The organism is Amycolatopsis sp. cg13 (assembly GCF_041346965.1).
Lineage (GTDB): Bacteria > Actinomycetota > Actinomycetes > Mycobacteriales > Pseudonocardiaceae > Amycolatopsis.
Map to the genome: position 1 here is coordinate 210,820 of NZ_CP166848.1, position 22,081 is coordinate 232,900.

Sequence of the window (22,081 nt, forward strand, 5' to 3'; positions counted from 1 at the left end):
CGTTAGAGTCTTCGGCGGGCCCGGCCCGGCGGTATTGTCCACACCATGCGGGCAGACGGAGATTCGTGGGACATCAACAGCAGCGTCGGAACCACCGCGTTGTTCGTAGCGGCGGCCAGGGCTCTGGCCACGGCCAAACCCGAGCCGATCGCGTCCGATCCGTTCGCCGCGCTGTTCGTGCGGGTCGCGGGCGAGGAATGGGAAAAGGTCCTCGACGATCCGGCCGCCACGGCCGACCATCCCCTGAACACCCCCGAATTCGGCCTGCCTTTCCAGGATTACCAGGCTTCGCGGACCCGGTACTTCGACGACTACTTCGCCGCGGTCATGGACGCCGGCATCGAACAGGTCGCGATCGTGGCGGCGGGATTGGACTCCCGTGCGTACCGGCTGCCGTGGCCGGACTCCACCGTGATCTACGAGTTGGACCGGCCAGAGGTGCTGGAGTTCAAACGCGACGTGTTGCGCGCCCACGGCCGCAAACCGGTCGCCGAGCGCCGCGAGGTCGGCGTCGATCTGCGCGACGACTGGCCGAAAGCCTTGCGGGGCGCGGGATTCGATCCGTCGAAGCCGTCGGCCTGGCTGGTGGAGGGCCTGCTGATGTACCTGCGGCCGGAAGACCAGGACCGGCTTTTCGAGTCTCTCGCGTCGCTGGCCGCGCCGGGAAGCCGCATCGCGGTCGAGGAGGTATCACCGGTGCCGCAGGAGACATTCGACGGGTGGAACGCGGCGAGCAAGGACGGGGCGCGCGTCAAAGGGCACGGTGGCTGGGCGAAGATGATCTACAACGATCCGCATGCCGATGTGGCCGAATGGTTCACTGACCGCGGCTGGGACGCCGAGCGCACCGGCCTCGCCGACCACATGCGTTCACTGGGGCTCGAGCCGCACCCCGCGAGCACTCCCGGCGGGCTGATGCCGTCGATCATCGGCCTCGTCACGGCGCGGCGCCGATGACGCGCCTGCTCGAGAACATCCGACTCTGGCGGAGGCTGGAACCGCGACCGTGAGCTGGATTCCGGAGCGGGTTTGCGACCGGCGGAATACCTGAAAGCCCGTGAATGCGGAGTTGTGCAAAAAGCCGCAGACGGTGTTCTTGCTTCAGGTATCGCGCGCCTGTTCTGGGGCGATTGGCAAGAGGGCGCGAAGCGCGGTACCGGGGGGGGGAAGGCATTCACGTCCTTCCCTCCCACGGCCAGCACTCACGGCGACGAGCCGATAACTCCGCTCGTGGCGGTTTCGCCTACGAGGCAACGACGATCTCACTGGCTCGCCGACCGGATCGGCCCGGAGCTGGATGAACTGCTGCGACCGGTTCTGCTAGTCGCGGCAGCACCCCTTTCCACGGCACAGCAAGGAGAAAGAGCCGCGCAACGGGGGAGACCGTCAAGGACGGTTGCGCGGGATCCCAGGGCTGCGCTGCCCCGTGCCACCCGGTCTTGGTCGGTTGCGGCTCGGCCTCACATGCTCCTGCGGGCGGCTACCGGCTGGCGATTCCTGGTGCGATACAGCGAATCTCGAGCTCTGGCCGTGGCGACGGGTCGTGACCTGATCTGATTCGCGTTGCCCCGCATGATCCCGTGCCGGCCACGACATCGCGAGCGCGGTCGTAGCCGGTGCAGGACCGTGCGGATCGGCAATCGCGCCGCAGGACGAAAACCGGCCGGCTGGCCGAACACCTCACATGGCGAGGAGTCCCGCCTCGAGGGCCCGCACGACGGCGAGAGTCCGATTCGGACAGTTGAGCTTGGCCAGAATGATGCCGACCACGCGTTTGACGCCGTGCTCGGAGATGCTCAGCGACCGGGCGACCTGCCGGTTGCTCAGCCCCTCCGCGATCAGCCGGAGCACCTGGTGTTCGCGTGCCGTCAGCGCGATCAGCGAAGTGCGCTTCGAAGCGGTGTCGTCGCCGGACTGCTCGGGGGCGGCCAAGGACCGTCGCGCCAGTGCTGCCGACATGTAGAACCTTCCGGCGTCGACGTCGACGATCGCCCCGTGCAGCGTTTCGGGGCGGAGATCCTCCCAGGCCAGGAAACCGCTTGCGCGATCGACCCAGGACTGGTCGACCGCGTCCGCCGAATCCACCAGGATCAGCACGCGCAGGTCGCAGACGCGCAGCCATTCGGCGATCTCGCCGGGCACGGGGTCCAAAGCGTTGCTGGACGAGATGATCAGCTGGCCGTCGCGGTACAGCGAGAGATCCTCGAGAGCCGTGATGGCGCGCACCGTCAACCGGATGTCGACCGAGCCGAACATGCCCTCGATGCTGTACCGATGAATGTTGTCGTGGATGAACAACACGATCTGAAGATTCTCTTCGAAGATGTCCGCTGTCGCCCCGATCGCATTGTGCAACGAGGAATGGGCGACTTTTGAGGACGATTGTTTTCTCGGTGAATCAGACGCCAGGCGATCTATGTGACGGACGCGATTTTCGTGATTTCCCAGAAATGAATCCGATTGCAAAGAACATTGTTCACGCATGCTGCCCAAAACAACAACCCCCATGGTTTCTTGCCGCAAAACCTCGAAAAATCCGCCCCTAGTCGATGGTCATGGCATTTAATTTATTTATGTGTCCCTGGTACCAGGGGCCGTAGGCGACTATGGCGCACCGAGTGCCGTAGATCAGCATGGCATGGGCGGCTGGTGCTGTCCAGTCGGCGCCAGCTGTGATTCGTTGCCGGATCTTCGGCTGGGCGGGGGACCGGGGGCGGAATTATGACTCTTCGGGGTTGGAGGCCCGGGATCTGCAATTTGTCAACCGACGTGCTGGTGATCTTGAGCGCGACAGTCCCGGCGTCGTGTTCGCCGCGAAGATGTGGCGGCGCACACAGCCGGGAGGATGCCGACGAATCGCTTTTCCGGGCGCTTAGGGCTCGAGCTCGACGACTCGGTCGATGCCGGCGCGGGCGGAGGTTTCTGCTTGTGGCCACCAGATTTGGGCGGTGCGCTCCCGTTCGGTGACCCCGCTGCCGGCGCGAGCGCCGCGGAACCGGAACAGCCGGAGACGGCTCCGGTATCGGTCGGGATAGGGGCGCGTCGGGGAGGGAAGGCGGAGTGGTTCTTCCTGGGCTGTCCCGGTGGCCGGATCGGTGGGCCGATCCGATCCGAGCCTGCGAGTTCCTCGACCATGGTGCGCCTTTTGTCCCGATTCCGGTTCTCGGCGCCGACAGTAAGGCAGCGGGCTGCCGAGTTTCGGAAACGAGCCGAATTCGGGTGGCACGAAGCGTCGATTAGCGCGTTCTCCGGCGTCGCCTATAGGGGGCATACCCGTAGGTGAATGTCAAATCCGCGGACTGGCGAGCGGCGGCGAGCATTGCGGTTTTTACCCGCGTTTTACGCGCGCCTGCCGAGTATCGCTACTCCGATACGGTGAAGTAGCGAGCCGGATCAAGGGCGTTGAGCGCGACCCATCGCTGCGGCGGCGCCGCGGCGGCGGGCCGGGTGCTGGCCGGTACTGCGCGGGAGAACTCCTGGATGTCGAGCGCGATTCGGGGATCGTCGTCCACGCGTCGTGCCATTTCGTAGTAGACGGCCAGCACGTGGAGGCAATTCCCGGTGTCGTCCGAACAGGAGCATTCGACGCTTTCGAGCACCGGTCCGGGAGGGTGGCCCGCCTCGGTGACCATCCGGTGCACCTCGTCGGTGAGGACGGGGCGAGGTCCGCTCAGCTGGCTGGTGATTCCCTTGACCGCCTCCTGGGACATCGGCGCCACTTCGATGCGGGTCACCGAGGTGGTGCGGCCGCGCTCGACGACGCCGCGCACGATCCGGCCGTCGATCGTGATCCGCACTCCGCCGGCGCGCGCCAGCTTGCGGGCGCGCGGCAACGCCGGGTTGGGCCGGGTCTGGCGCAACGGCTGGGCGAGCCGGACCCAGTCTCGTCCCCACGCGGTGAAACCGAAGTCGTCGTCCGGCATGTCAGCTGGCTCGCTTCCGTCGCAGGGTCGCGATGAGCCGGTCGTCGTCCAGTCTGGACAACTCGGCGACACCGGACATGTCGGTGATGTCGGACAGCGCCGATTTGCGCGAATGCATGCCCGCGATGTGCTCTTCGATGGTGCTGTTGGTGGTCAGGGTGGTGATGGTCACCGTACGGGTCTGGCCGATCCGGTGGACCCGGTCGGACGCCTGTGCCTCTACTGCCGGATTCCACCACCGGTCGAAGTGGATCACGTCGGCCGCGCGGGTGAGGGTGAGCCCGGTTCCGCCGGCCTTCAGGCTGAGCAGCAGTACTTTCGGGCCGTCGGGCGACTGGAAGTCCCGGACGATCTTCGCCCGCTGGTCCTGGTTCAAGCCGCCGTGGAAGAACGGGACGGACACGCCGAACTGCTCCATGAAGTGCCGCACGAGCAGCTCTCCGGTCCTCCGGTACTGCGTGAAGATCAATGTCGGCGAATCGGTCTCGAGGTTGTTGGCCACGATGTCGGTGCAGAGGTCGAGTTTTCCCGATCTCCCCGACAGTTCGCCGGACTCGTCGGCGACCAGGCTCGGGTGGTTGCAGACCTGTTTGAGCGCGGTCAAGGCCGCCAGCACCCGCGCCGGGCGCTCCGCGCCGCTGCCGAAGCCGTCGTCGATCGCCCGCTCCAGCGTCCGGTCGTACAACCGCTGCTGCTCTTCGGTGAGATCGCAGAGCAAGTCGGCGTGGATCTTGGGCGGGAGCGACCCGGCGACCTGAGACTTCTTCCGCATCAGCACGACCGGCTCGATCACCGCGCGCAACCGGGCCGCGGCGGCGAGGGAGCCGCCGTCGATCGGCTGGACGAAGCGACGGCGGAACTGCGCCTTGTGCCCGAACAGCTGCGGGGTGACCAGGTTGAGAATCGCCCAGAGTTCCTCGAGGCGGTTCTCGACGGGCGTTCCGGTCAACGCGATCTTCGCGTCGGCCGTGATGCTCCGCGCGGCCTTCGACACCTGTGTGCGCGGGTTCTTCAGCACCTGTGCCTCGTCGAAAACCGCGGTGGCCCACTGGTGCGCCGCGAGGACCTCGTCGTGCAGCCGCAGCGTGGGATAACCGGTCAGCACCACCGTTTTGTCGTCCAGCCCCTCCAGCGGCCCGCCGCGCCAGCTCATCGTCCGCAGGCCGGGAGCGAACCGCGCGATCTCGTGCGCCCAGTTCCCGACCAGCGAGGTGGGGCACACCACCACCTGCGGACCCTCGCCGGCGCGTCCGACGAGGTAGCCGATGGCTTGCAGCGTCTTGCCGAGGCCCATCTCGTCGGCGAGTACCGCGCCGCCGTTCGCGTCGACCGCCTCGCGCAGCCAGCTCACGCCGCGCGCCTGATACGGCCTCACCTCGGCGGTCAGCGCCGCGCGCAGTTCGCCCGCGACGGCTGTGGTGTGCCGGAAGACGGCCACGGCGTGCTCCGCCGAGGTCACGGCGACCCCGGTGGCATCGGGAACGGCGTGCCCGGCGATCGGCAGGTCCGGATCGCCGCCCGCGACCTGGGCCCGCCAGGCGTCGACGGAGCGGCCGGGCGAGCCGAGCGAAACGCCGGCGAGCTTGTCCGGCTCGATCAGCGCGCAGTCGACGTCGGACACCGTGAACCCGCCCGGTTTCGGCGCGGGGACGGCCAGGGAGATGCTCTGGGTGTCACCCCGCAGCGGGGCCTTTCCCACGGCGTGCTGGTGCCGGGACCAGGTCCACAACGCGAACATGTGCCGGTCGGGCAGGTACGTGGCCTGGACGTCGGGGCGGGCGGTGGGACGTTCTTGTCCGGTTCCCTTCATCAGCGGCCCGCCTCGTCGATGTCGGGACGCGTGGCTTTGCCGCCGTTTCCGGCGGCCGCGACCGGCGCCGGGCAGTCCGCCTCGCCCGTGCGGTTCAGGTTGTCCGCCAACGCCGTGAGTCCGCCGACCGGCGGCGTCATCTCGACGGGATCCAGCGGCGGCGCGGTCGGGTTGCGGAGCGTCAGACCCGCCAGGAACGGCTGAGCGGGACACCGGCCGTCCCGCCGCCGGTCGGACTGGCGGACGTGATGAGCGCGTCGCCCGTTCCCGTCGCGGTTCGCGCTCCGCTCAGCCGGCCGGCCTTGCCTGGGCGGGCACGCCCGGAACGAGGCCGCGCCGAAGGTCTCCGCATCTCCGCCGGGCCGGCTCTCGTACCGCGGGGCGGGTCGCCGAGGATTTCGAAGGCGCCGCTGAGGACGGTTCAGCGGCGAACGCGCCATGAGCACCGCGAGAACGGGCTGCTGCGGTGCATTCGGCTGTGGTGGAAGCGTGGTCACGAATACCTTCGAATATCGGTCGGGCGGAATGCGAACGGCGGCGAACCGTTTTCATCCCAGGGGGAATGGTAGGCGGGCAAGGAAAGCGGGGCACGAACTGACTGATCGCGGACTTGAGCAGGATCCTGCGCTAGGGCTTCTTCCGGCATTTTACCGTGCCGCGTTGCCGTTGTCACGACGGGCCTGCCCTTTTGCGGACAGGGGTCGCGGCAGGGGACTGCGTGATCGTCGTTTCGGTGCCCTCTTGCGCGAGACTCCGAGATCTGCCCTCGTCTCGCCGAACGAGGCGTCATCCGCGCGGAACGACGCAATCCACGGCCGCAACGTCAGCTCCTGCACCGTATTCCGGCGACGCGACCATCCACTCAGGACACTGCGCTCCTGCTCGGTACGGGCTCTTCGCCGCCGCGTGATGCGGCTGGCAAAAAGCTGTCGAATCGGCACGCAAGTCGATCCGGAAACGACATTGACGGGGTTTGGGAAATATGCCCCGAGGCCGAGTTTGACAAGCTGCGGAATATCTGTCCTCGTATCGCCGAGCGGGCCCGCGCGAAATAGTTGACACGGATGCGGCGAGTGCTTATCCTCCGACTATTCAGCTCTTGCCGATCCCATTCGAAGGTGGTCATGACCACGTCCCCAACGCTGCTGAAGTCCAGGCAGTGGTTGATTCTTGCCGTCCTCATGTTGTCCCAGCTGGTGATCTGGGTGGACAACACCGTCCTCAGCGTCACCTTGGAAACCCTGACGGACCCGGTCAACGGGCTGGGCGCCAGTCCGGCTGAGCTGCAGTGGGCCACCGGCGCGTACACCCTGGTCTTCGCCACCTTGATGTTCACGGCGGGCGCGCTGGGCGACAGCTTCGGCCACCGGACCATGCTCGCGGCCGGACTGGTCGTCTTCGGCGGGGCCTCGATCTGGGCGGCGTACGCAGGCGACCCGGTCCAGCTGATCGTCGCCAGGGCCGCGATGGGAATCGGCGCCGCGCTGATCATGCCGGCCAACTTCGCCATCCTTCTGTGGACCTTCAACGGCCCGCTCCGGGTCACCGCGATCGCCATTTCCTCGACGGCCGCCGGCGTCGGAATGGCCGCGGGGCCGGTGCTGGCCGGGGTCCTTCTCGGGCACTTCTGGTGGGGCTCGGTCTTTCTCGTCAACGTCCCGGTCGTGGTGCTGGCGCTGATCGGGATCGCCCTGCTGGTCCCCAATTTCCGCAGCCCCACCGTGCGGGCGCTGGACCCGGCCGGGATGCTGCTTTCGATCAGCGGGCTCGCGGCGCTGGCCTACGGGCTGATCCGGGCGGGGCAGGTCATCGACTGGGGCCGGCTGGACGTCTGGGCTCCGATCGCCGCCGGAGTGGTCTTGCTGACCGCTTTCGTGCTCGTCGAACTGCGCATCAAAACACCCAGTTTCGATCCGCGGCTGCTCGCGCAACGCGTATTCGGCGGCGGCAACGCGGCCATGGCGTTGGTCTTCTTTTCCGTCGCCGCCGTCACCTTTTATTACGCGTTCTACTTGCAGGGCGCACTCGGCTTCTCGCCGATGAAGGCGGGCCTGGCCAATATCCCGACGGCGGTCGGCGCGATCGCGGGTGCGCCCCTGAGCGCGCGCCTGGTCCGCCGATGGCCGCTGAGCGCTGTCTCCGTGCCGGCGCTCACGGTGCTGGCGCTGTCCATGGGCGCGATCGCGTTGCTTGGGCTGCAGACCCCGCTCGTCTGGATCGAGATCTTGTTGTTCGTGCAGGGCCTTTCCGTCGGCATGCTGATGCCGGTGACGGGAGTGATGATCAGCACCCTGCCGATGGAACGGGCCGGTGCGGGGTCGGCCGTCACCCACACCGCGCGGCAGACCGGCAGCGTGATCGGGATCGCGATCGGCGGAACGATCATGTCGATCGCGTATCGGCACGCGATCGAACCCGCGCTGAACGATGTGCCGGCGGCCGCGCGGGAACGAGTGCAGGTCTCCGCGGAACAGGCGCGGCATGTCGCCGCCGAGATCCACCAGCCGGATCTCGCGCGGGCCGCCGACAACGCGTTCATCGACGCTATGCACGTCGGAACGCTCTGGATCATGCTCATCACGTTTGTCGCGGTAGGCCTGCTGGTGTTCGCCCTGCGACGGGTCGGGAAATCCACGGTGTCGGCACCGGAGCCGGCACCGGCTGACGGCGGAGACGACAACCGCGCCGCGGCCGGTGCGGATCACGAATCCGCCGCTAAGAGCGCTGGCTGATTATCGGCAGCCGCGGACACCGCGGGAAGCGGTTGGCAGCCTGCTCGACCGGCACCTGCCCAGACCGCTTTCGTTGAGCGTCCCGACACAGGAAAGTCGGCGGCACCACGACGTGGTGCCGCCGACGTCGTCCCGTCAGATGAGCGCGACCCGGCTCTGGATCAAGCCGACCACTGCCTCGACGGTGCCCGCACTGTTCAGTTCGTCATCGGTGACCCGCGTGCCCCACTCGTCCTGAATCGCCATGGCCAGTTCGACCACATCGAGAGAGTCGAGCCCCAGTTCCTCCAGTGTCGCCTCCGGGACGATTTTCGCCGGGGCGATCTCGTACTTGCTCGTCATGATTTCTTTTATTTTGTCGTACATCGCGGAAACTCCTCCAGAAGGACAGCGGTCAACGCTTCGGCAGTGCGGTGATGTCGGGCCAGACGAGAGTGGTCGCTCCCCAGGCGAGCCCGCCGCCGAAGGCCGTGAGCAGCACCCGGTGGCCGGGCCGCAGGTCGCCGGCGGCGGCCGACTCGGTGAGCAGCAGAGGGATCGAGGCCGCGGCCGTGTTGCCGACCTCGGCGATATTGGCGAGGTGCCGTTCTGACCCGATGCCGAGCCGGGCGCCCACTGCGGCGGAAATGCGGGCGTTGGCTTGGTGCGGCACGAACCGGTCGACGTCGGCGGCGGTCCAGCCTCGGTGCCGCAGCGCCGTGTCCGCGGCGGCGGTCATCCGTTCCACGGCGTGCCGGTACACCTCGCCGCCTTTCATCCGGAAATAGAAATCGGCGGGATCGGCGGGAACGCCGGTGGAGCGCTGGTGCGAGCCGCCGGCCGGAATCATGATCAGGTCGCCGTTCCCGCCGTCGCTCCCCAGCACGCACGGGGCGACGGCGCCCGGCTCGCCGGAATCGCCCGCGCGCAGGACGGCGGCCGCGGCGGCGTCCCCGAAAATAGCGCGGGTCGTGCGATCGTCCGGGTCAAGAATGGTCGAGTAGGTCTCAGCTCCGATCAGCAGCACCCGCTCGGCGACTCCGGACGCGATCAACCCGCTCGAGACGGCCAGCCCGTACACGAACCCGGAGCAGACGGCTGCGACGTCGAACGCCGCGACGCCGGTCATTCCCAGCCGGGTCGCGACCGCGGGCGCGGTGGCGGGCAGGTGGCGGTCCGGGGTGCTGGTCACCACCACGACCGCGTCGATCCCGCCGTCGGGTGCGGCGCTGAGCGCCAGCTGGCCGGCATCGACCGCGAGATCGCTGGTGGCGACGTCCCGGCCGGCCCACCGGCGTGCGCCGACGCCGGTGCGGCTCCGGATCCACTCGTCGGAGGTGTCCATGCGGGCGGCGAGCTCGGCATTGGTCACCACGTTCGGCGGCAGCGAGGAACCCAGCCCTTCGAGGACGGCGACCCGGCCGGTCATGGCTGCCGCGGCTCATGAGCAGTGACAACGCTTCCTTGACGCCGGTGAACGGAAACTCCAGCCATCACCACTCTGATCTCCCCACAAAGGTCGCTTGGCACATCCCGTCGACGCCACGACGGCAGCCCGGGATGCTGAACGGCTTCTGACTCCGCGGCCGCGATACTGGCCATCCGTGCTGGATCCGCCGGAAAGCCGCGTTGTCCTCCCGGCGGACACGCGTGCGGCAAGTACGCACAGTTTGCGACTGACGCCCCATTCCCCGTCCCGCGACGGTTTTCCGCACCTCGACAGCCGACATCGGGCCCGGCGCGGCATCTGCCCGAATGGTTCAACGCTAGCCGTGGAATCGACGTGCGTTCCAGAACGTTCGACCGGTGATAACGGCGGGCTGAAAGGCGCCCCGAACGGGTAGCTGGTCGGGGCACAGCTGCTCAGCGGCGGTCAGGGGCGGGCCCGTCGCCGGGACCTGATCGTGAAGTGCACCCGATGGCCGAGTTCCTGCGCTGAAACAGCGAGCCTGCGTCGTCTGTGCGGGATGCCAGTCCGCCCGCTCTTCGCCCCGGCGCACGAAGGCCAGGCCGTCTTCGCACCGGTCGGGAGCGGCCGCGGCTCGGCGGCCGCTCCCTTCCGATCAGGGCCCCCCTGACCGGTTCCAACCGGCACACCCCGTCCTCGCAGGTCCGCTCCAACCGGCCCCGCGACAGGGTCTGCGCCAGCCCGATCGCCCAGCACGTCGGGCATCCGCGCAGGGCCAGCACGCCCAGTGGCAATGCGAGCAGGCTGATCCACCCGACGACCGGGGCCAGTGCGATCGCCGCGGCGATCAGGCCGAATCCGGCGAACCCGCGGGCGAGATGAACCGACAGGGACTTGCTGGCGTACGACGTGCTCATCGGCCTTCCTCCGGGAGATCCAGGCAAGCGCGGACGGCAGCGCGGGCGCGGTGCAGCCGCGACTTCATCGCCGCGGTGCTCAAGCCCAGCGACTTGGCGACGGTCTTGCCCGGCAGGCCCTGGATGTCGCGCATGATCAGCACGCCGCGCTGGTCGTCGGGCAGCGACGCGATGGCGGCGGACAGGCGTTCGACCTCCAGCCTGCTCAGCACGTCGTCCTCGGCGGACGGACCCGCGGTGTCCGGGATTGGTTCGTCGCGTTGCACCAAGGCCCGCGCCCGGCGCAGGCATTCGTTGCGCACGATGCGGAACATCCACGACGCGAGCGCGGCCGTCGCGCGCAGGGTTCCGATCTTGCGGAACAGGACGATCATCGCCTCCTGCGCCGCGTCCTCGGCGTCCTGGCTGCTCGCGCACAACGAGAACGCGAACCGCCGGACGTGCGGGTACGCGCCGGAGACCAGCACGGCGATCGACGCCTCGTCGCCGCGCTGCGCCGCCAGGACGAGCTGGTCGGCCGGCCACGACTCAGCCACGCTTCGACCTGCCGCGCGCTCGCAGGAAGACCACGCAGCTGCACACCAGAACCGCCACGACCACTGCCGCGACAATGACTACGGTCATCGAACCTCCTTCGACGGGTCGGCCTCGTGGCCGCACGTCCATAAGAGCGATCGGCCCGGCGAAAGGATTCAGCCCCGCGAAGATCGGCGGCTGTGCTAACTTAGCCGTGCGCCCCGTATGGGCCTACGCATGGAGGTAGCGGCTAACCAGCCAGCACAGAGACCGGGCTCTCCGTCTCTCGCAGTTCCGCGGATCCGTCAGCCGGATCGCTGCGCCATGCCTGTGCCTGCGGGGTCTTTTCGCGTCCTGTCCTGTGCTCGATGCCTCCTTTCCGGAAACAACCGAAAGGAATTGTGTGAGCAACGATTTTCACCGCCGGCTGATTGCCGAGTTCCGCGCGAATCGCGGTGCGTTGAGCGGCATGTTCGAGGGGTGGTCGCTGGCGGTGCTGACGACGACCGGCGCGAAGAGCGGCCTGAACCGGGAGGTGCTGCTCGGCTACCTGCAGATCGACGGCAACGGCGTGGTCGTCGCGTCGGCGAACGGGGCGGACCGGAATCCCGCCTGGTACCACAACATTCGGCGGAATCCGAGGGTGACCGTCGAGACCGGCAGCGAGACGTATCAGGCGATGGCGGCTATTCCGAGGGGAGCCGCGTACGGGAAGCTTTTCGCGCAAGTGGTCGCCGAGGCTCCGGGATACGGCGAATACCAGGCGAAGACGACGCGCGAGATTCCGGTGGTCGTATTGCATCGGATCGACGAGCGCGTCAAAGGCATGGGGGATTGGCTCGTCGAAGTGCACCAATGGTTCCGCAACGAGTTGCGGACGCTGCGCGAGCAGGCGGACAACCTGGCCAACGGCAGCGTGACGGCGATCATCCGGCCGAAACCGGACTTGGCTCAGGAGATGCGGACGCACTGTCTCAGCTTCTGCGCCGCGCTGCGCCGTCATCACGTCGGCGAGGACTCGGTGGTGTTCCCCTCGCTGGCCGAGCAGTTCCCGGCGCTCGCCCCGGCGATCGCGCAGCTCGCCGAGCAGCATCACGTGGTGGCGCGGCTCCAGGTATCGATCCGGGAACTGGTCGACGGCTTCGTCCCGGGCGAATCCGACCCGGAGAAGCTGCGGACCGAGCTGGAGCGCCTCGCCGGCGAACTGGAGGCGCACTTCGACTTCGAGGAGCGGGCCGTGGTGACCGCGCTCAACGCGACGGCCGCGGCGCCGCCGACGGCCTGAGCCAAGACCTGCGCTTTTCGAGTGTCCAGTGTGGACCCGGAACCGCCGCGAAGGCGGGTTCCGGGCTAATCCGGGAGAAATGTGCGGCGGGGGTCCGCGACGCGGCCGGGAGCGCGTCGAGAATGGTTCAGACCACCCAGATGGTCGAAGACGGGACGTCCTGCGCATTTCGGAGCGGATCGCATTGGGGGGCAAAGGAAATCGGCGAGTCGGCGCAGAGCTTGTGCCCGAACGGCGGTTGGGGCGGGTTCGCCCGCGGCCGGTGACCCGCGCGGGGGAGCTGAAACGGCTGCGGGCCCGCTGGGCCGTTCGGTGTAGGTAGTGGGAAACTTGACTACTGGGGGTAATTTCCGTTGCCGAGTCAGCGTGACCCATCGTGACATTCCCGTTATCTTCCCGGTGCTTCCTGACAGGGAAGACTCGCAGGCTGTGGCTGGAAAATCTCTGTAACGCCGCCCGCTGACCACCCGATACCTTGGCGAGTGTCACACCTTCGGCGGCAGTGGGCCGAACCGTCTCATGATCACTGATTGTGATTGACGGTCCTGACTCAGTGTGCCGGTGGCGATCAGGTCCGGGGAGCTTGCGTAGCGCGGGAGGACTGATGGAAGAACCGGTGCGGCCATGGCCCGCGGACGGCGTTTCGCTGCCGCAGGTCGACCTTCGGGCGGTCCCCGCACCGCCGGTCGACGTGGCGGCCCCGCCGCCCGGCCGTGCCGCCGACGACCGGCTCGACCCGGCGACGGTGTGCCCGGCGGAAGGGGATCCGCCGAAAACGCACGCCGCGGAATGGGAGAAACGGTACCGCCGGACCGTGATCGCGTCGGATCTCGTCGCGGCCTGCGCGGTGATCGCGATCAGCGCGTTCATCATCGACCGCGTCGCTCCGCACGACATGCACGCGTTCGGCACCGCGTTCGCGATCCTATGCGCCCTTCCGGTCAGCCGGGCCTGGAGCGCTCGGGTGCTGGGGGAGGGCCCGGAGGAGTACCGGACGCTGGGCCGGGCGCTGATCACCGCGGCCGTGCTGGTCGCATTCGGCGGACTGTTGTTCGGTGCGCTCGAAGTGCAGCCCTGGGTGTTTTTCGTAGTCCCCGCTGTCGCATTAGTGCTGTTTCCCCAGCGATATGTGCTCCGGCAGATTCTGCACCGGAGACGGCGGCGCGGGCTGTGCCTGCTGCCGGTGATGGCGGCGGGCGACGCCGAGACCGTCGCCGACCTCATCAAGCGGACCCGGACCGAAGCGCACGTCGGGTGGCGGGTCGAAGCGGTCTGCACGTCCACCGGGCACGGCGAGATCGAGGGCGTTCCGGTCGTCGGGCGGCTCGAAGAGCTTTCCCGGCACGTGCGCCGCGGCGGATACCGGGTCGTCGCGATCACGGCCGACCAGTACTGGAATCCGGAGCGGCTGCAGCGGCTCGCCTGGGATCTCGAAGGCACGTCGTCGGAAATGGTCGTCGCGCCGATGCTGATGGAGGTCGCCGGGCCGCGGCTGAACGTCAGCGGAGTGCTGGGCATGCCGCTGCTGCGGGTCACCGCGCCCGCGTTCACCGGCGGACGCCGTTTCGTCAAGGAGGTCGTCGACCGCTGCGGCGCGGCGTTGCTGCTCGCGCTGTTCTCGCCGCTGCTGCTGGCGATCGCGGTAGCGGTGAAGGCGGGCGACCGCGGTCCGGTGATCTACCGGCAGCGGCGCATCGGCAAGGACGGCGAAGCCTTCACGATGCTCAAATTCCGCACCATGGTCGTGAACGCGCACCTGATCCGGCACGACCTGGAGACGGCGAACGAAGGCGCGGGACCGCTGTTCAAGATGAAGAAGGACCCGCGCGTCACGAAGGTCGGCGGGCTGCTGCGCCGGTACTCGCTGGACGAACTGCCGCAGCTGTTCAACGTCGTCGCCGGACGGATGTCGTTGGTCGGACCGCGGCCGCCGCTGCCGGAGGAGACGGCGACGTACGCCCCGGCCGCGCGCCGCAGGCTGCTGGTGAAGCCTGGGCTGACCGGGCTGTGGCAGGTGAGCGGGCGCAGCGATCTGTCGTGGGAGGAGAGCATCCGGCTCGACCTCCGCTACGTCGAGGACTGGTCGCTCGCTCTCGATCTGGTGATCCTCTGGAAGACCTTCCGCGCCGTGCTGGCCGGGCAGGGCGCCTACTGACCTGCACGGATTCCGCTGACGACGGCCGCCGGTCCATCAGGGCCGGCGGCCGTCGTCCGTGCGCTGAGTCACAACCGCGCCGGACGAGAAATAGTCAAGCGTTCAACCATGTTGGTGCCGTGCGTAGGCGACAGCACGGGAAGGAACGACGGATCCGATGACTACTTTCGCAGAGTCCCAGCAGCTGCAGGTGCCCGCCGAGGTGCAGGACCTGCTGTTCCGCGAGGCGCGCACGGCCAACAGCTTCAGCTCCGAGCCGGTGACCGACGAGCAGGTCCGCGCGATCTACGACCTCGTCAAGTGGGCCCCGACCTCGATGAACACCCAGCCGCTGCGCGCGCTGGCGATCCGCAGCGACGAGGCGAAGCAGCGGCTGCTGCCGCACATGGCCGAGGGCAACCGCGCCAAGACCGAGGCCGCGCCGCTGACCGTCATCCTGGCCGCGGACGTGGACTTCCACGAGAACATCCCGCAGATCTTCCCGCACAACCCCGGCGTCAAGGACAACTTCGCCGACGAGTCCGGCCGCGTCGAGTTCTCCAAGCTGAACTCGCTGCTGCAGGTCGGCTACTTCATCATCGGCGTGCGCGCCGCCGGACTGGCCGCGGGCCCGATGACCGGCTTCGACGCCGCGGGTGTGGACAAGGAGTTCTTCTCCGGCAACAACTGGCGCTCGCTCGTCGTGGTGAACGTCGGCAAGCCGGGCGAGAACCCGTGGTTCGACCGCCTGCCGCGGCTCGACTTCGACCAGGTCGTCGACACGCTCTGACCCTTCTTTCGCCGCCGAGAGGCCGCCCCGCACGCCAGGGGCGGCCTTTCGGCGTCCCCGGGTGACGGCGGTCGAATCGGGTTTATCGCCGCCGACTAGCATCAGCGGAAGCCGTTTCCATCACTTCTCCCGAAGGAGCCCGATCGTGTCCCAGCCGTCGTCAGTAGCCGCCGTACCCGCCCCGCGCGTGGTGGTGCCGGCGGGCACTACGGCGGGCGCCGCGGTGCGCGAAGCCGGGCTGCCCACCAAGGGCCCGGACACGATCGTCGTCGTGCGCGACGCCGACGGGAAACTGCGCGACCTCGCGTGGGCCCCGGAAGCCGAGGTCTCGGTCGAAGCGGTCGCGGCGAACACCGAGGACGGCCGCAGCGTGATCCGGCACTCCGCCGCGCACGTGCTCGCCCAGGCCGTGCAGCAGGAATTCCCGGACGCCAAGCTCGGCATCGGCCCGCCGGTGCGCGACGGTTTCTACTACGACTTCGCCGTCGAAAAGCCGTTCACGCCCGAGGATCTGCAGAAGCTCGAGAAGCGGATGAAGCAGATCGTCAAGGGCGCGCAGCAGTTCTCGCGCCGCGTCTTCGCCTCGACCGACGAGGCCAAGGAAGAGCTGGCGAACGAGCCTTTCAAGCTCGAACTGGTGGACATCAAGTCCGATGTGGACACCACCGAGGTGATGGAGGTGGGCGGCGGAGAGCTGACCATCTACGACAACCTCGACCCGCGCACCAAGGAGCGCGTGTGGAGCGACCTCTGCCGCGGCCCGCACGTGCCCACCACCAAGTTCATCCCGGCCTTCAAGCTCACCCGCGTGGCCGCGGCGTACTGGCGCGGCAACGAGAAAAACCCGCAGCTGCAACGGATCTACGGCACCGCGTGGGAATCGGCCGAGGCGCAGGACGCCCACCTCGAGCGCATCGCCGAGGCGGAGCGCCGCGACCACCGCAAGCTCGGCGCGGAGCTGGACCTGTTCTCCTTCCCCGAGGAGATCGGCTCCGGGCTGCCGGTGTTCCACCCCAAGGGCGGCATCATCCGCCGCGAGCTGGAGAACTACTCGCGCCGCAGGCACGAGGAAGCCGGCTACGAGTTCGTGAACACGCCGCACATCTCCAAGGGCGACCTGTTCCACACCTCCGGGCACCTGCCGTACTACGCGGACACCATGTTCCCGCCGGTGCAGTTCGAGGAAGAGGACTACTACCTCAAAGCCATGAACTGCCCGATGCACAACCTGATCTTCCGCTCGCGCGGGCGGTCCTACCGCGAACTGCCGCTGCGGCTGTTCGAATTCGGCACCGTCTACCGCTACGAGAAGTCCGGCGTCGTGCACGGCCTCACCCGCGTGCGCGGCCTGACGATGGACGATTCGCACATCTACTGCACCAAGGAGCAGATGCCGTCCGAGCTGCGGTCGCTGCTCAAGTTCGTGCTGGACCTGCTGGCCGACTACGGCCTGTCCGACTTCTACCTCGAACTGTCCACCCGGGGCGACTCGGACAAGTTCATCGGCGAGGACTGGGAGTGGGAGGAGGCCACCGAGACGCTGCGCCAGGCCGCCGTCGACTCCGGTCTCGAACTGGTGCCGGACCCGGGCGGCGCGGCCTTCTACGGCCCGAAGATCTCGGTGCAGGCGAAGGACGCCATCGGCCGCACCTGGCAGATGTCGACCATCCAGCTGGACTTCAACCAGAACAAGCGCTTCGGCCTGGAGTACACCGCGTCCGACGGCAGCCGCCAGCGGCCGATCATGATCCACCGCGCGCTGTTCGGGTCGATCGAGCGGTTCTTCGGCGTGCTGACCGAGCACTACGCGGGCGCGTTCCCGGCGTGGCTGTCGCCGGTGCAGACGGTCGCCATCCCGATCACCGCCGACCAGGTCGAGTACCTGCGCGGCGTGGAGAAGGCGTTGCGCGCCAAGGGGATCCGGGTCGAGGTCGACGCGAGCGACGACCGGATGCAGAAGAAGATCCGCACGCACACCACGCAGAAGGTGCCGTTCCTGCTGCTGGCCGGCGCGAAGGACGCGGAGGCGGGCGCGGTGTCGTTCCGGTTCCGCGACGGCGGCCAGATCAACGGCGTCCCGGTGGAGCAGGCCGTCGAGGCGATCGCCGAATGGGTCGCCCGCCGGGAGAACGCGTCGCCGTCGGCCGAGGCCGTGGAGAAGATCCTGAAGTGACCGAGCCGGAACTCGTCGAACAGGACGGGGTCGGGGTCCCGGACGCGCTGCAGCGGCTGTGGACCCCGCACCGGATGGCCTACATCCGCGGCCAGGACAAGCCGGACGGCGACGAGTCCGACGGCTGCCCGTTCTGCCGCCTGCCCGGGCTCGGCGACGACAAGCGCGCGCTGATCGTGGCCCGCGGCGAGACCGTGTTCGCGGTGCTGAACCTGTACCCGTACAACCCGGGCCACCTGATGGTGGTCCCGTACCGGCACGTCGCGGACTACCCGGACCTCACGCCCGAGGAGACGCGCGAGCTGGCGGAGTTCACGCAGCACGCGATGGGCGTGATCCGGGCGGTGTCGGCGGCGCACGGGTTCAACATCGGGATGAACCAGGGCGTGATCGCCGGGGCGGGCATCGCCGCGCACCTGCACCAGCACCTGGTGCCGCGCTGGGGCGGCGACGCGAACTTCATGCCGGTGATCGGGCACACCAAGGTGCTGCCGCAGCTGCTCGGCGAAACCCGCGACCTGCTCGCGGGCGCGTGGTGAGGCCCGTCGCGCGGCGGTAATTGAGTGCTCAACCAGCGTATGATGACGATATGTCCGAACCACGCTGGCTGAACGACGAAGAGCAGCGGGTCTGGCGCTCCTACGCCCAGGCCAGCTCGCTGCTGCACGCCCACCTCGAAGGACAGCTGCAGCACGAGTCGGGCATGCCGCACACGTACTACGAGGTGCTCGTCGCGCTGTCCGAAGCGGACGGACGGCGGCTGCGGATGAGCGAACTCGCGTCGGTGCGCGGTTCGTCGCGCAGCCGGCTCTCGCACGCGGTGGCGCGGCTGGAGGCCAAGGGCTGGGTCCAGCGCGAGTCGTGCCCCACGGACAAGCGCGGGTCGTGGGCGGTGCTCACCGAGGCCGGGTTCGCCGCGCTCGAAGAGGCCGCGCCCGGGCACGTCGAGGCGGTCCGGGAGACGCTGTTCGACCAGCTGAGCGCCGAGCAGGTGCGCCAGCTCGGCGAGATTTCCGAGGCGATCCTGGCCGGGCTGCGGCCCAAGTGCCAGGCGGTCCGGGAAGCCGAAGAGGCCGCGGAATTCGCCGCGCCGGTCGTCGAACTGCCGAAATCCGGCTGACGTTCCGGCGGGTCGCGGGCGGGCACGTCCGGTCCGGTGAGCGGGGTCGATAGGCTTTCGTCGCCCACCCGCCCCCGAATCAGGTGCACAGACGAGGAAGATGCTCAACATTTTCGCCCGTGCCTCGGTCTCCCGCGTGACGGACCCGATCGGCGCCACCCTGGTCCGCGCCGGACTGACCCCGAACGCGATGACCGTGCTCGGCACCGCGGGCGCCGTCGCGTGCGCACTGGTTTTCTTCCCGCAGGGCATGCTGCTGTGGGGCACGTTCACCGTGTGGGGCTTCGCGATGCTCGACCTGCTCGACGGCGCGATGGCCCGCGCCCGCGGGTACGGCACGCCGTTCGGCGCGGTGCTCGACGCGACCTGCGACCGGCTGGTCGACGGCGCGCTGTTCGCCGCGATCGCGTGGTGGTGCTTCGTGCAGGACCACAACAACCGGGCCGCGGCCGCCGCGCTGATCTGTCTCGTGCTGGCCCAGGTCATTTCCTACGTGAAGGCGCGCGCCGAAGCGTCCGGTCTCGAAGCCGACGGCGGGCTGGTGGAACGCGCGGAGCGGCTCATCATCGCCCTGGTCGGCACCGGGCTGCACGGCTTGGGCGTGCCTTACACCGTCGAGATCACACTGTGGCTGCTCGCCGTGCTGTCGGTGATCACGCTGCTGCAGCGGGCCGCGGCGGTGGCTAGCGCCGCGCGGGCGGCCGCGGCGAAACAGGCCGACTCATCGGCGGGCGGGGCGCAACCGTGAGCACACTGTCCCAGCGACTCAGCGAGTTCGGCTACGCGACGGGCTGGCGGCTCACGCGGCGGCTGCCGGAGTCGTTCGGGTCGGCGACGTTCGCCTTCGGCGCCGACATGGCGGCCCGGCGCGGCGGCGGGGGAGTGCGGCAGCTGCGCGCGAACCTCGCCCGTGTCGTGCCGCAGGCTGGGGAAGCGGAGCTGGACGAGCTGGTCCGGCGCGCGATGCGGTCGTACGCGCGGTACTGGTTCGAGACGTTCCGGCTCCCGGCGATGGACCACGCGGCGGTCGCGAAGCAGGTGACGGTGACTGGCGCGGAGAACATCGACGCGGCGCTCGCCGAGGGCAACGGCGCGGTGATGACGCTGCCGCACAGCGGGAACTGGGACATCGCGGGCGTCTGGCTCGCCAGCTACGCGGGCACCTTCACCACCGTCGCGGAGCGGCTCAAGCCCGAATCGCTGTACCGCCGGTTCGTGGAGTTCCGGGAATCGCTCGGCTTCGAGATCGTGCCGCTGACCGGCGACAGCGCGGCCATGCGGCTGCTGCTGCGGCGGCTGCGCGAGAACAAGGTGGTGGTCCTGCTGGGGGACCGGGACCTGACGTCGTCCGGGATCCCGGTGCGGTTCTTCGGCGAGCAGACGCACCTGCCGCCCGGCCCGGCGCGGCTCGCCGCGACCACCGGCGCCGCGCTGCTGCCGACCGGCTGCTGGTTCACCGAGGACGGCTGGGAGATCCGGATCCACCCGCGCATCCGCGTCACCGCGCGGGCCGAGGTGCCCGCCGCGACCCAGGCCCTGGCCGACGTGTTCGCCGGCGACATCGCCGCGCATCCGGCCGACTGGCACATGCTGCAGCCGTTCTGGCCCGCCGACGCGGCCGCGACGGCGCTGGAAGAAGCGAGCTGACCCGGGTGGCGCGCGGGTTGAAGATCGGGATCGTGTGCCCGTATTCGTTCGACGTTCCCGGCGGGGTCCAAGGGCACGTGATCGACCTGGCGCGGGCGCTGCTCGAACGCGGGCACCAGGTGTCGGTGCTGGCCCCGGCGGACGAGGACGCGCAGCTGCCGGATTTCGTGCACCCGGCGGGCAAAGCGCTGGGGATCCCGTACAACGGCTCGGTCGCGCGGCTGCAGTTCGGGCCGGTTTCCTACGCCCGGGTGCGACGGTGGATCCGGGACAACGGCTTCGACGTGCTGCACCTGCACGAACCGGCCGCGCCGAGTCTGTCGCTGCTGGCGCTGAAGGTCGCGGACGGGCCGATCGTGGCCACCTTCCACACCGCGACGACGCGCTCGCGGACGCTGGCCGCGTTCCAGCCGGTGCTCCGTCCGCTGCTGGAGAAGATCACCGCGCGGATCGCGGTGTCCGCGCTGGCCCGGCGGGTGCAGGTGGAGCACGCGGGCGGCGACGCGGTCGAGATCCCGAACGGCGTCGATGTCGAGTTCTTTTCGCGGGCGCTGCCGCTGGAGGGCTACCCGCGTGCGGGCGGCACGATCGGGTTCGTCGGGCGGTTCACCGAACCGCGCAAGGGCATGGACGTGCTGCTGGAGGCCGCGCGGCGGCTGCTGCCGGAGTTCGAGGACCTGCGGCTGCTCGTGGTCGGCCGCGGCGAGCCGGAGCAGCTGCGGCGGATGGCGGGGCCGCAGCTGTGGCCGCACATCGAGCTGCTGGGCCAGGTCGACGACGAGACGAAGGCGCGGGCGCTGCGCAGTGTGGACGTCTACTGCGCGCCGAATACCGGCGGCGAGAGCTTCGGGATGATCCTGACCGAGGCGATGGCCGCGGGCACTCCGGTGCTGGCCAGCGGTCTCGACTCGTTCCGCCGCGTGCTCGACGACGGCCACGCCGGAATGCTCACCACGACCGGCGACCCGGCGTCTCTGGCGGACGGCCTGCGCGAACTGCTGGGCGACCCGGCGCGCCGGGCGTCGCTCGCGGCCGCGGCGGGCGAACGGGTGACGGCGTACGACTGGGCGGTCGTGGTCACTCAGGTGCTGCGGGTGTACGAAACGGCCATCGCGGCGGATCCCCGGCTGGTCGCGGCGGGGGAGCGGGAGCTCGCGTGACGGTGCTGGTGTGGCTGCTCGTGGCGGCGGCCGCGGTCGTGGTGCTCGGCGGGCTGTTCCTGGTGGCGACCGCGAACCGCCTCGACCGCTTGCACGTCCGGACCGACGCCGGCTGGGCTGCCTTGGAGGCTGCTCTCGCGCGGCGGGCCGTGGTAGCGCGAGCGGTCGCTGCCGTACTGCACGACGGTGCCGACCTGCACGCCGCAGCCGCGCGAGCGGAGGGCGCCACGCGGCCGGACCGCGAGGCCGCCGAGAACGAGTTGACGCTGGTCCTGGCCCCGATCGACCGGTCCCGGCTGCCGGTGGTGCTCGCCGAGGAGTTAACGGACGCCGAACACCGGGTCGTCATCGCCCGCCGAGTGCACAACGACGCGGTGCGGGACACGCTGGCGCTGCGGCGCCGCCGGAAGGTGCGGTACTTCAAGCTGGCCGGGACCGCGCCGCTGCCGGAGTACTTCGAATTCGCCGAACCGGACCTCTGAGGCAG

Annotated in this window: 19 protein-coding genes; 12 read left to right on the forward strand and 7 right to left on the reverse strand. The window is 69.0% G+C overall.

What is annotated here, in order from left to right:
* Nucleotides 1-45: 45 nt before the first annotated feature.
* Entirely contained in the window at nucleotides 46-957 is a 912-nt protein-coding gene (locus AB5I40_RS00750; RefSeq protein WP_370936459.1) for an SAM-dependent methyltransferase, read from the forward strand.
* Between the two features lie 723 nt (nucleotides 958-1,680).
* On the opposite strand, the gene AB5I40_RS00755 is transcribed toward AB5I40_RS00750, so the two are convergent.
* The 4 genes from AB5I40_RS00755 to AB5I40_RS00770 form a co-directional block, all read right to left on the reverse strand.
* Nucleotides 1,681-2,355, reverse strand: a complete 675-nt coding sequence (locus AB5I40_RS00755; RefSeq protein ID WP_370936461.1) for a response regulator transcription factor — start codon at nucleotides 2,353-2,355, stop codon at nucleotides 1,681-1,683.
* A 1,007-nt stretch (nucleotides 2,356-3,362) separates the two neighbouring features.
* Entirely contained in the window at nucleotides 3,363-3,923 is a 561-nt protein-coding gene (locus tag AB5I40_RS00760; protein ID WP_370936462.1) for a hypothetical protein, read from the reverse strand.
* Nucleotide 3,924: 1 nt separating this feature from the next.
* Nucleotides 3,925-5,733: a DEAD/DEAH box helicase gene (locus tag AB5I40_RS00765; protein ID WP_370936463.1), complete on the reverse strand. Its 1,809-nt coding sequence runs from the start codon at nucleotides 5,731-5,733 to the stop codon at nucleotides 3,925-3,927.
* Nucleotides 5,733-5,873 (reverse strand): hypothetical protein, encoded by a 141-nt coding sequence (locus AB5I40_RS00770; RefSeq protein WP_370936464.1) that lies wholly within the window; start codon nucleotides 5,871-5,873, stop codon nucleotides 5,733-5,735. The genes AB5I40_RS00765 and AB5I40_RS00770 overlap by 1 nt, the downstream gene beginning before the upstream one ends.
* 984 nt (nucleotides 5,874-6,857) lie before the next feature.
* Here AB5I40_RS00770 and AB5I40_RS00775 point away from each other — a divergent pair.
* Nucleotides 6,858-8,465, forward strand: coding sequence for an MFS transporter (locus AB5I40_RS00775; protein ID WP_370936465.1), 1,608 nt, complete (start codon nucleotides 6,858-6,860; stop codon nucleotides 8,463-8,465).
* Nucleotides 8,466-8,600: 135 nt separating this feature from the next.
* Here the strand turns inward: AB5I40_RS00775 and AB5I40_RS00780 are convergent, their stop codons facing one another.
* From AB5I40_RS00780 to AB5I40_RS00790, 3 genes are all read right to left on the reverse strand, one after another.
* Nucleotides 8,601-8,831 (reverse strand): acyl carrier protein, encoded by a 231-nt coding sequence (locus AB5I40_RS00780; RefSeq protein WP_370936466.1) that lies wholly within the window; start codon nucleotides 8,829-8,831, stop codon nucleotides 8,601-8,603.
* Nucleotides 8,832-8,859: 28 nt separating this feature from the next.
* A complete protein-coding gene (locus tag AB5I40_RS00785; RefSeq protein WP_370936467.1) occupies nucleotides 8,860-9,873 on the reverse strand; it encodes a beta-ketoacyl-ACP synthase III in 1,014 nt (337 codons plus the stop codon).
* A gap of 892 nt (nucleotides 9,874-10,765) precedes the next feature.
* Nucleotides 10,766-11,305, reverse strand: a complete 540-nt coding sequence (locus AB5I40_RS00790) for an RNA polymerase sigma factor (protein ID WP_370936468.1) — start codon at nucleotides 11,303-11,305, stop codon at nucleotides 10,766-10,768.
* 449 nt (nucleotides 11,306-11,754) lie between these two features.
* On the opposite strand from AB5I40_RS00790, the gene AB5I40_RS00795 reads away from it, so the two are divergent.
* The 10 genes from AB5I40_RS00795 (at nucleotide 11,755) to AB5I40_RS00840 (ending at nucleotide 22,076) form a co-directional block, all read left to right on the forward strand.
* A complete protein-coding gene (locus AB5I40_RS00795; protein WP_370940432.1) occupies nucleotides 11,755-12,570 on the forward strand; it encodes a nitroreductase/quinone reductase family protein in 816 nt (271 codons plus the stop codon).
* 604 nt (nucleotides 12,571-13,174) lie between these two features.
* Nucleotides 13,175-14,725 carry a sugar transferase gene (locus AB5I40_RS00800; protein WP_370936469.1) on the forward strand — a complete coding sequence of 517 codons (1,551 nt, stop codon included), beginning with the start codon at nucleotides 13,175-13,177 and terminating at the stop codon, nucleotides 14,723-14,725.
* A 157-nt stretch (nucleotides 14,726-14,882) separates the two neighbouring features.
* Nucleotides 14,883-15,494, forward strand: a complete 612-nt coding sequence (locus tag AB5I40_RS00805) for a malonic semialdehyde reductase (protein ID WP_370936470.1) — start codon at nucleotides 14,883-14,885, stop codon at nucleotides 15,492-15,494.
* Nucleotides 15,495-15,639: 145 nt separating this feature from the next.
* A complete protein-coding gene (thrS, locus tag AB5I40_RS00810; RefSeq protein WP_370936471.1) occupies nucleotides 15,640-17,667 on the forward strand; it encodes a threonine--tRNA ligase in 2,028 nt (675 codons plus the stop codon).
* The gene (locus AB5I40_RS00815; RefSeq protein WP_344277069.1) at nucleotides 17,664-18,206 is read left to right on the forward strand and encodes an HIT domain-containing protein; all 543 of its coding nucleotides are present in this window, start codon (nucleotides 17,664-17,666) and stop codon (nucleotides 18,204-18,206) included. Before thrS ends, AB5I40_RS00815 begins: the two co-directional genes overlap by 4 nt.
* Nucleotides 18,207-18,256: 50 nt before the next feature.
* On the forward strand, nucleotides 18,257-18,787 hold the full coding sequence (locus AB5I40_RS00820) for a MarR family winged helix-turn-helix transcriptional regulator (protein ID WP_370936472.1): 531 nt from the start codon (nucleotides 18,257-18,259) through the stop codon (nucleotides 18,785-18,787).
* 100 nt (nucleotides 18,788-18,887) lie between these two features.
* Nucleotides 18,888-19,535: a phosphatidylinositol phosphate synthase gene (gene pgsA, locus AB5I40_RS00825; protein ID WP_370936473.1), complete on the forward strand. Its 648-nt coding sequence runs from the start codon at nucleotides 18,888-18,890 to the stop codon at nucleotides 19,533-19,535.
* The gene (locus tag AB5I40_RS00830) at nucleotides 19,532-20,434 is read left to right on the forward strand and encodes a phosphatidylinositol mannoside acyltransferase (RefSeq protein WP_370936474.1); all 903 of its coding nucleotides are present in this window, start codon (nucleotides 19,532-19,534) and stop codon (nucleotides 20,432-20,434) included. Before pgsA ends, AB5I40_RS00830 begins: the two co-directional genes overlap by 4 nt.
* A 17-nt stretch (nucleotides 20,435-20,451) precedes the next feature.
* Entirely contained in the window at nucleotides 20,452-21,594 is a 1,143-nt protein-coding gene (locus AB5I40_RS00835) for a glycosyltransferase family 4 protein (RefSeq protein WP_370940433.1), read from the forward strand.
* On the forward strand, nucleotides 21,591-22,076 hold the full coding sequence (locus tag AB5I40_RS00840; RefSeq protein ID WP_370936475.1) for an NUDIX hydrolase: 486 nt from the start codon (nucleotides 21,591-21,593) through the stop codon (nucleotides 22,074-22,076). The genes AB5I40_RS00835 and AB5I40_RS00840 overlap by 4 nt, the downstream gene beginning before the upstream one ends.
* Nucleotides 22,077-22,081 lie beyond the last annotated feature (5 nt).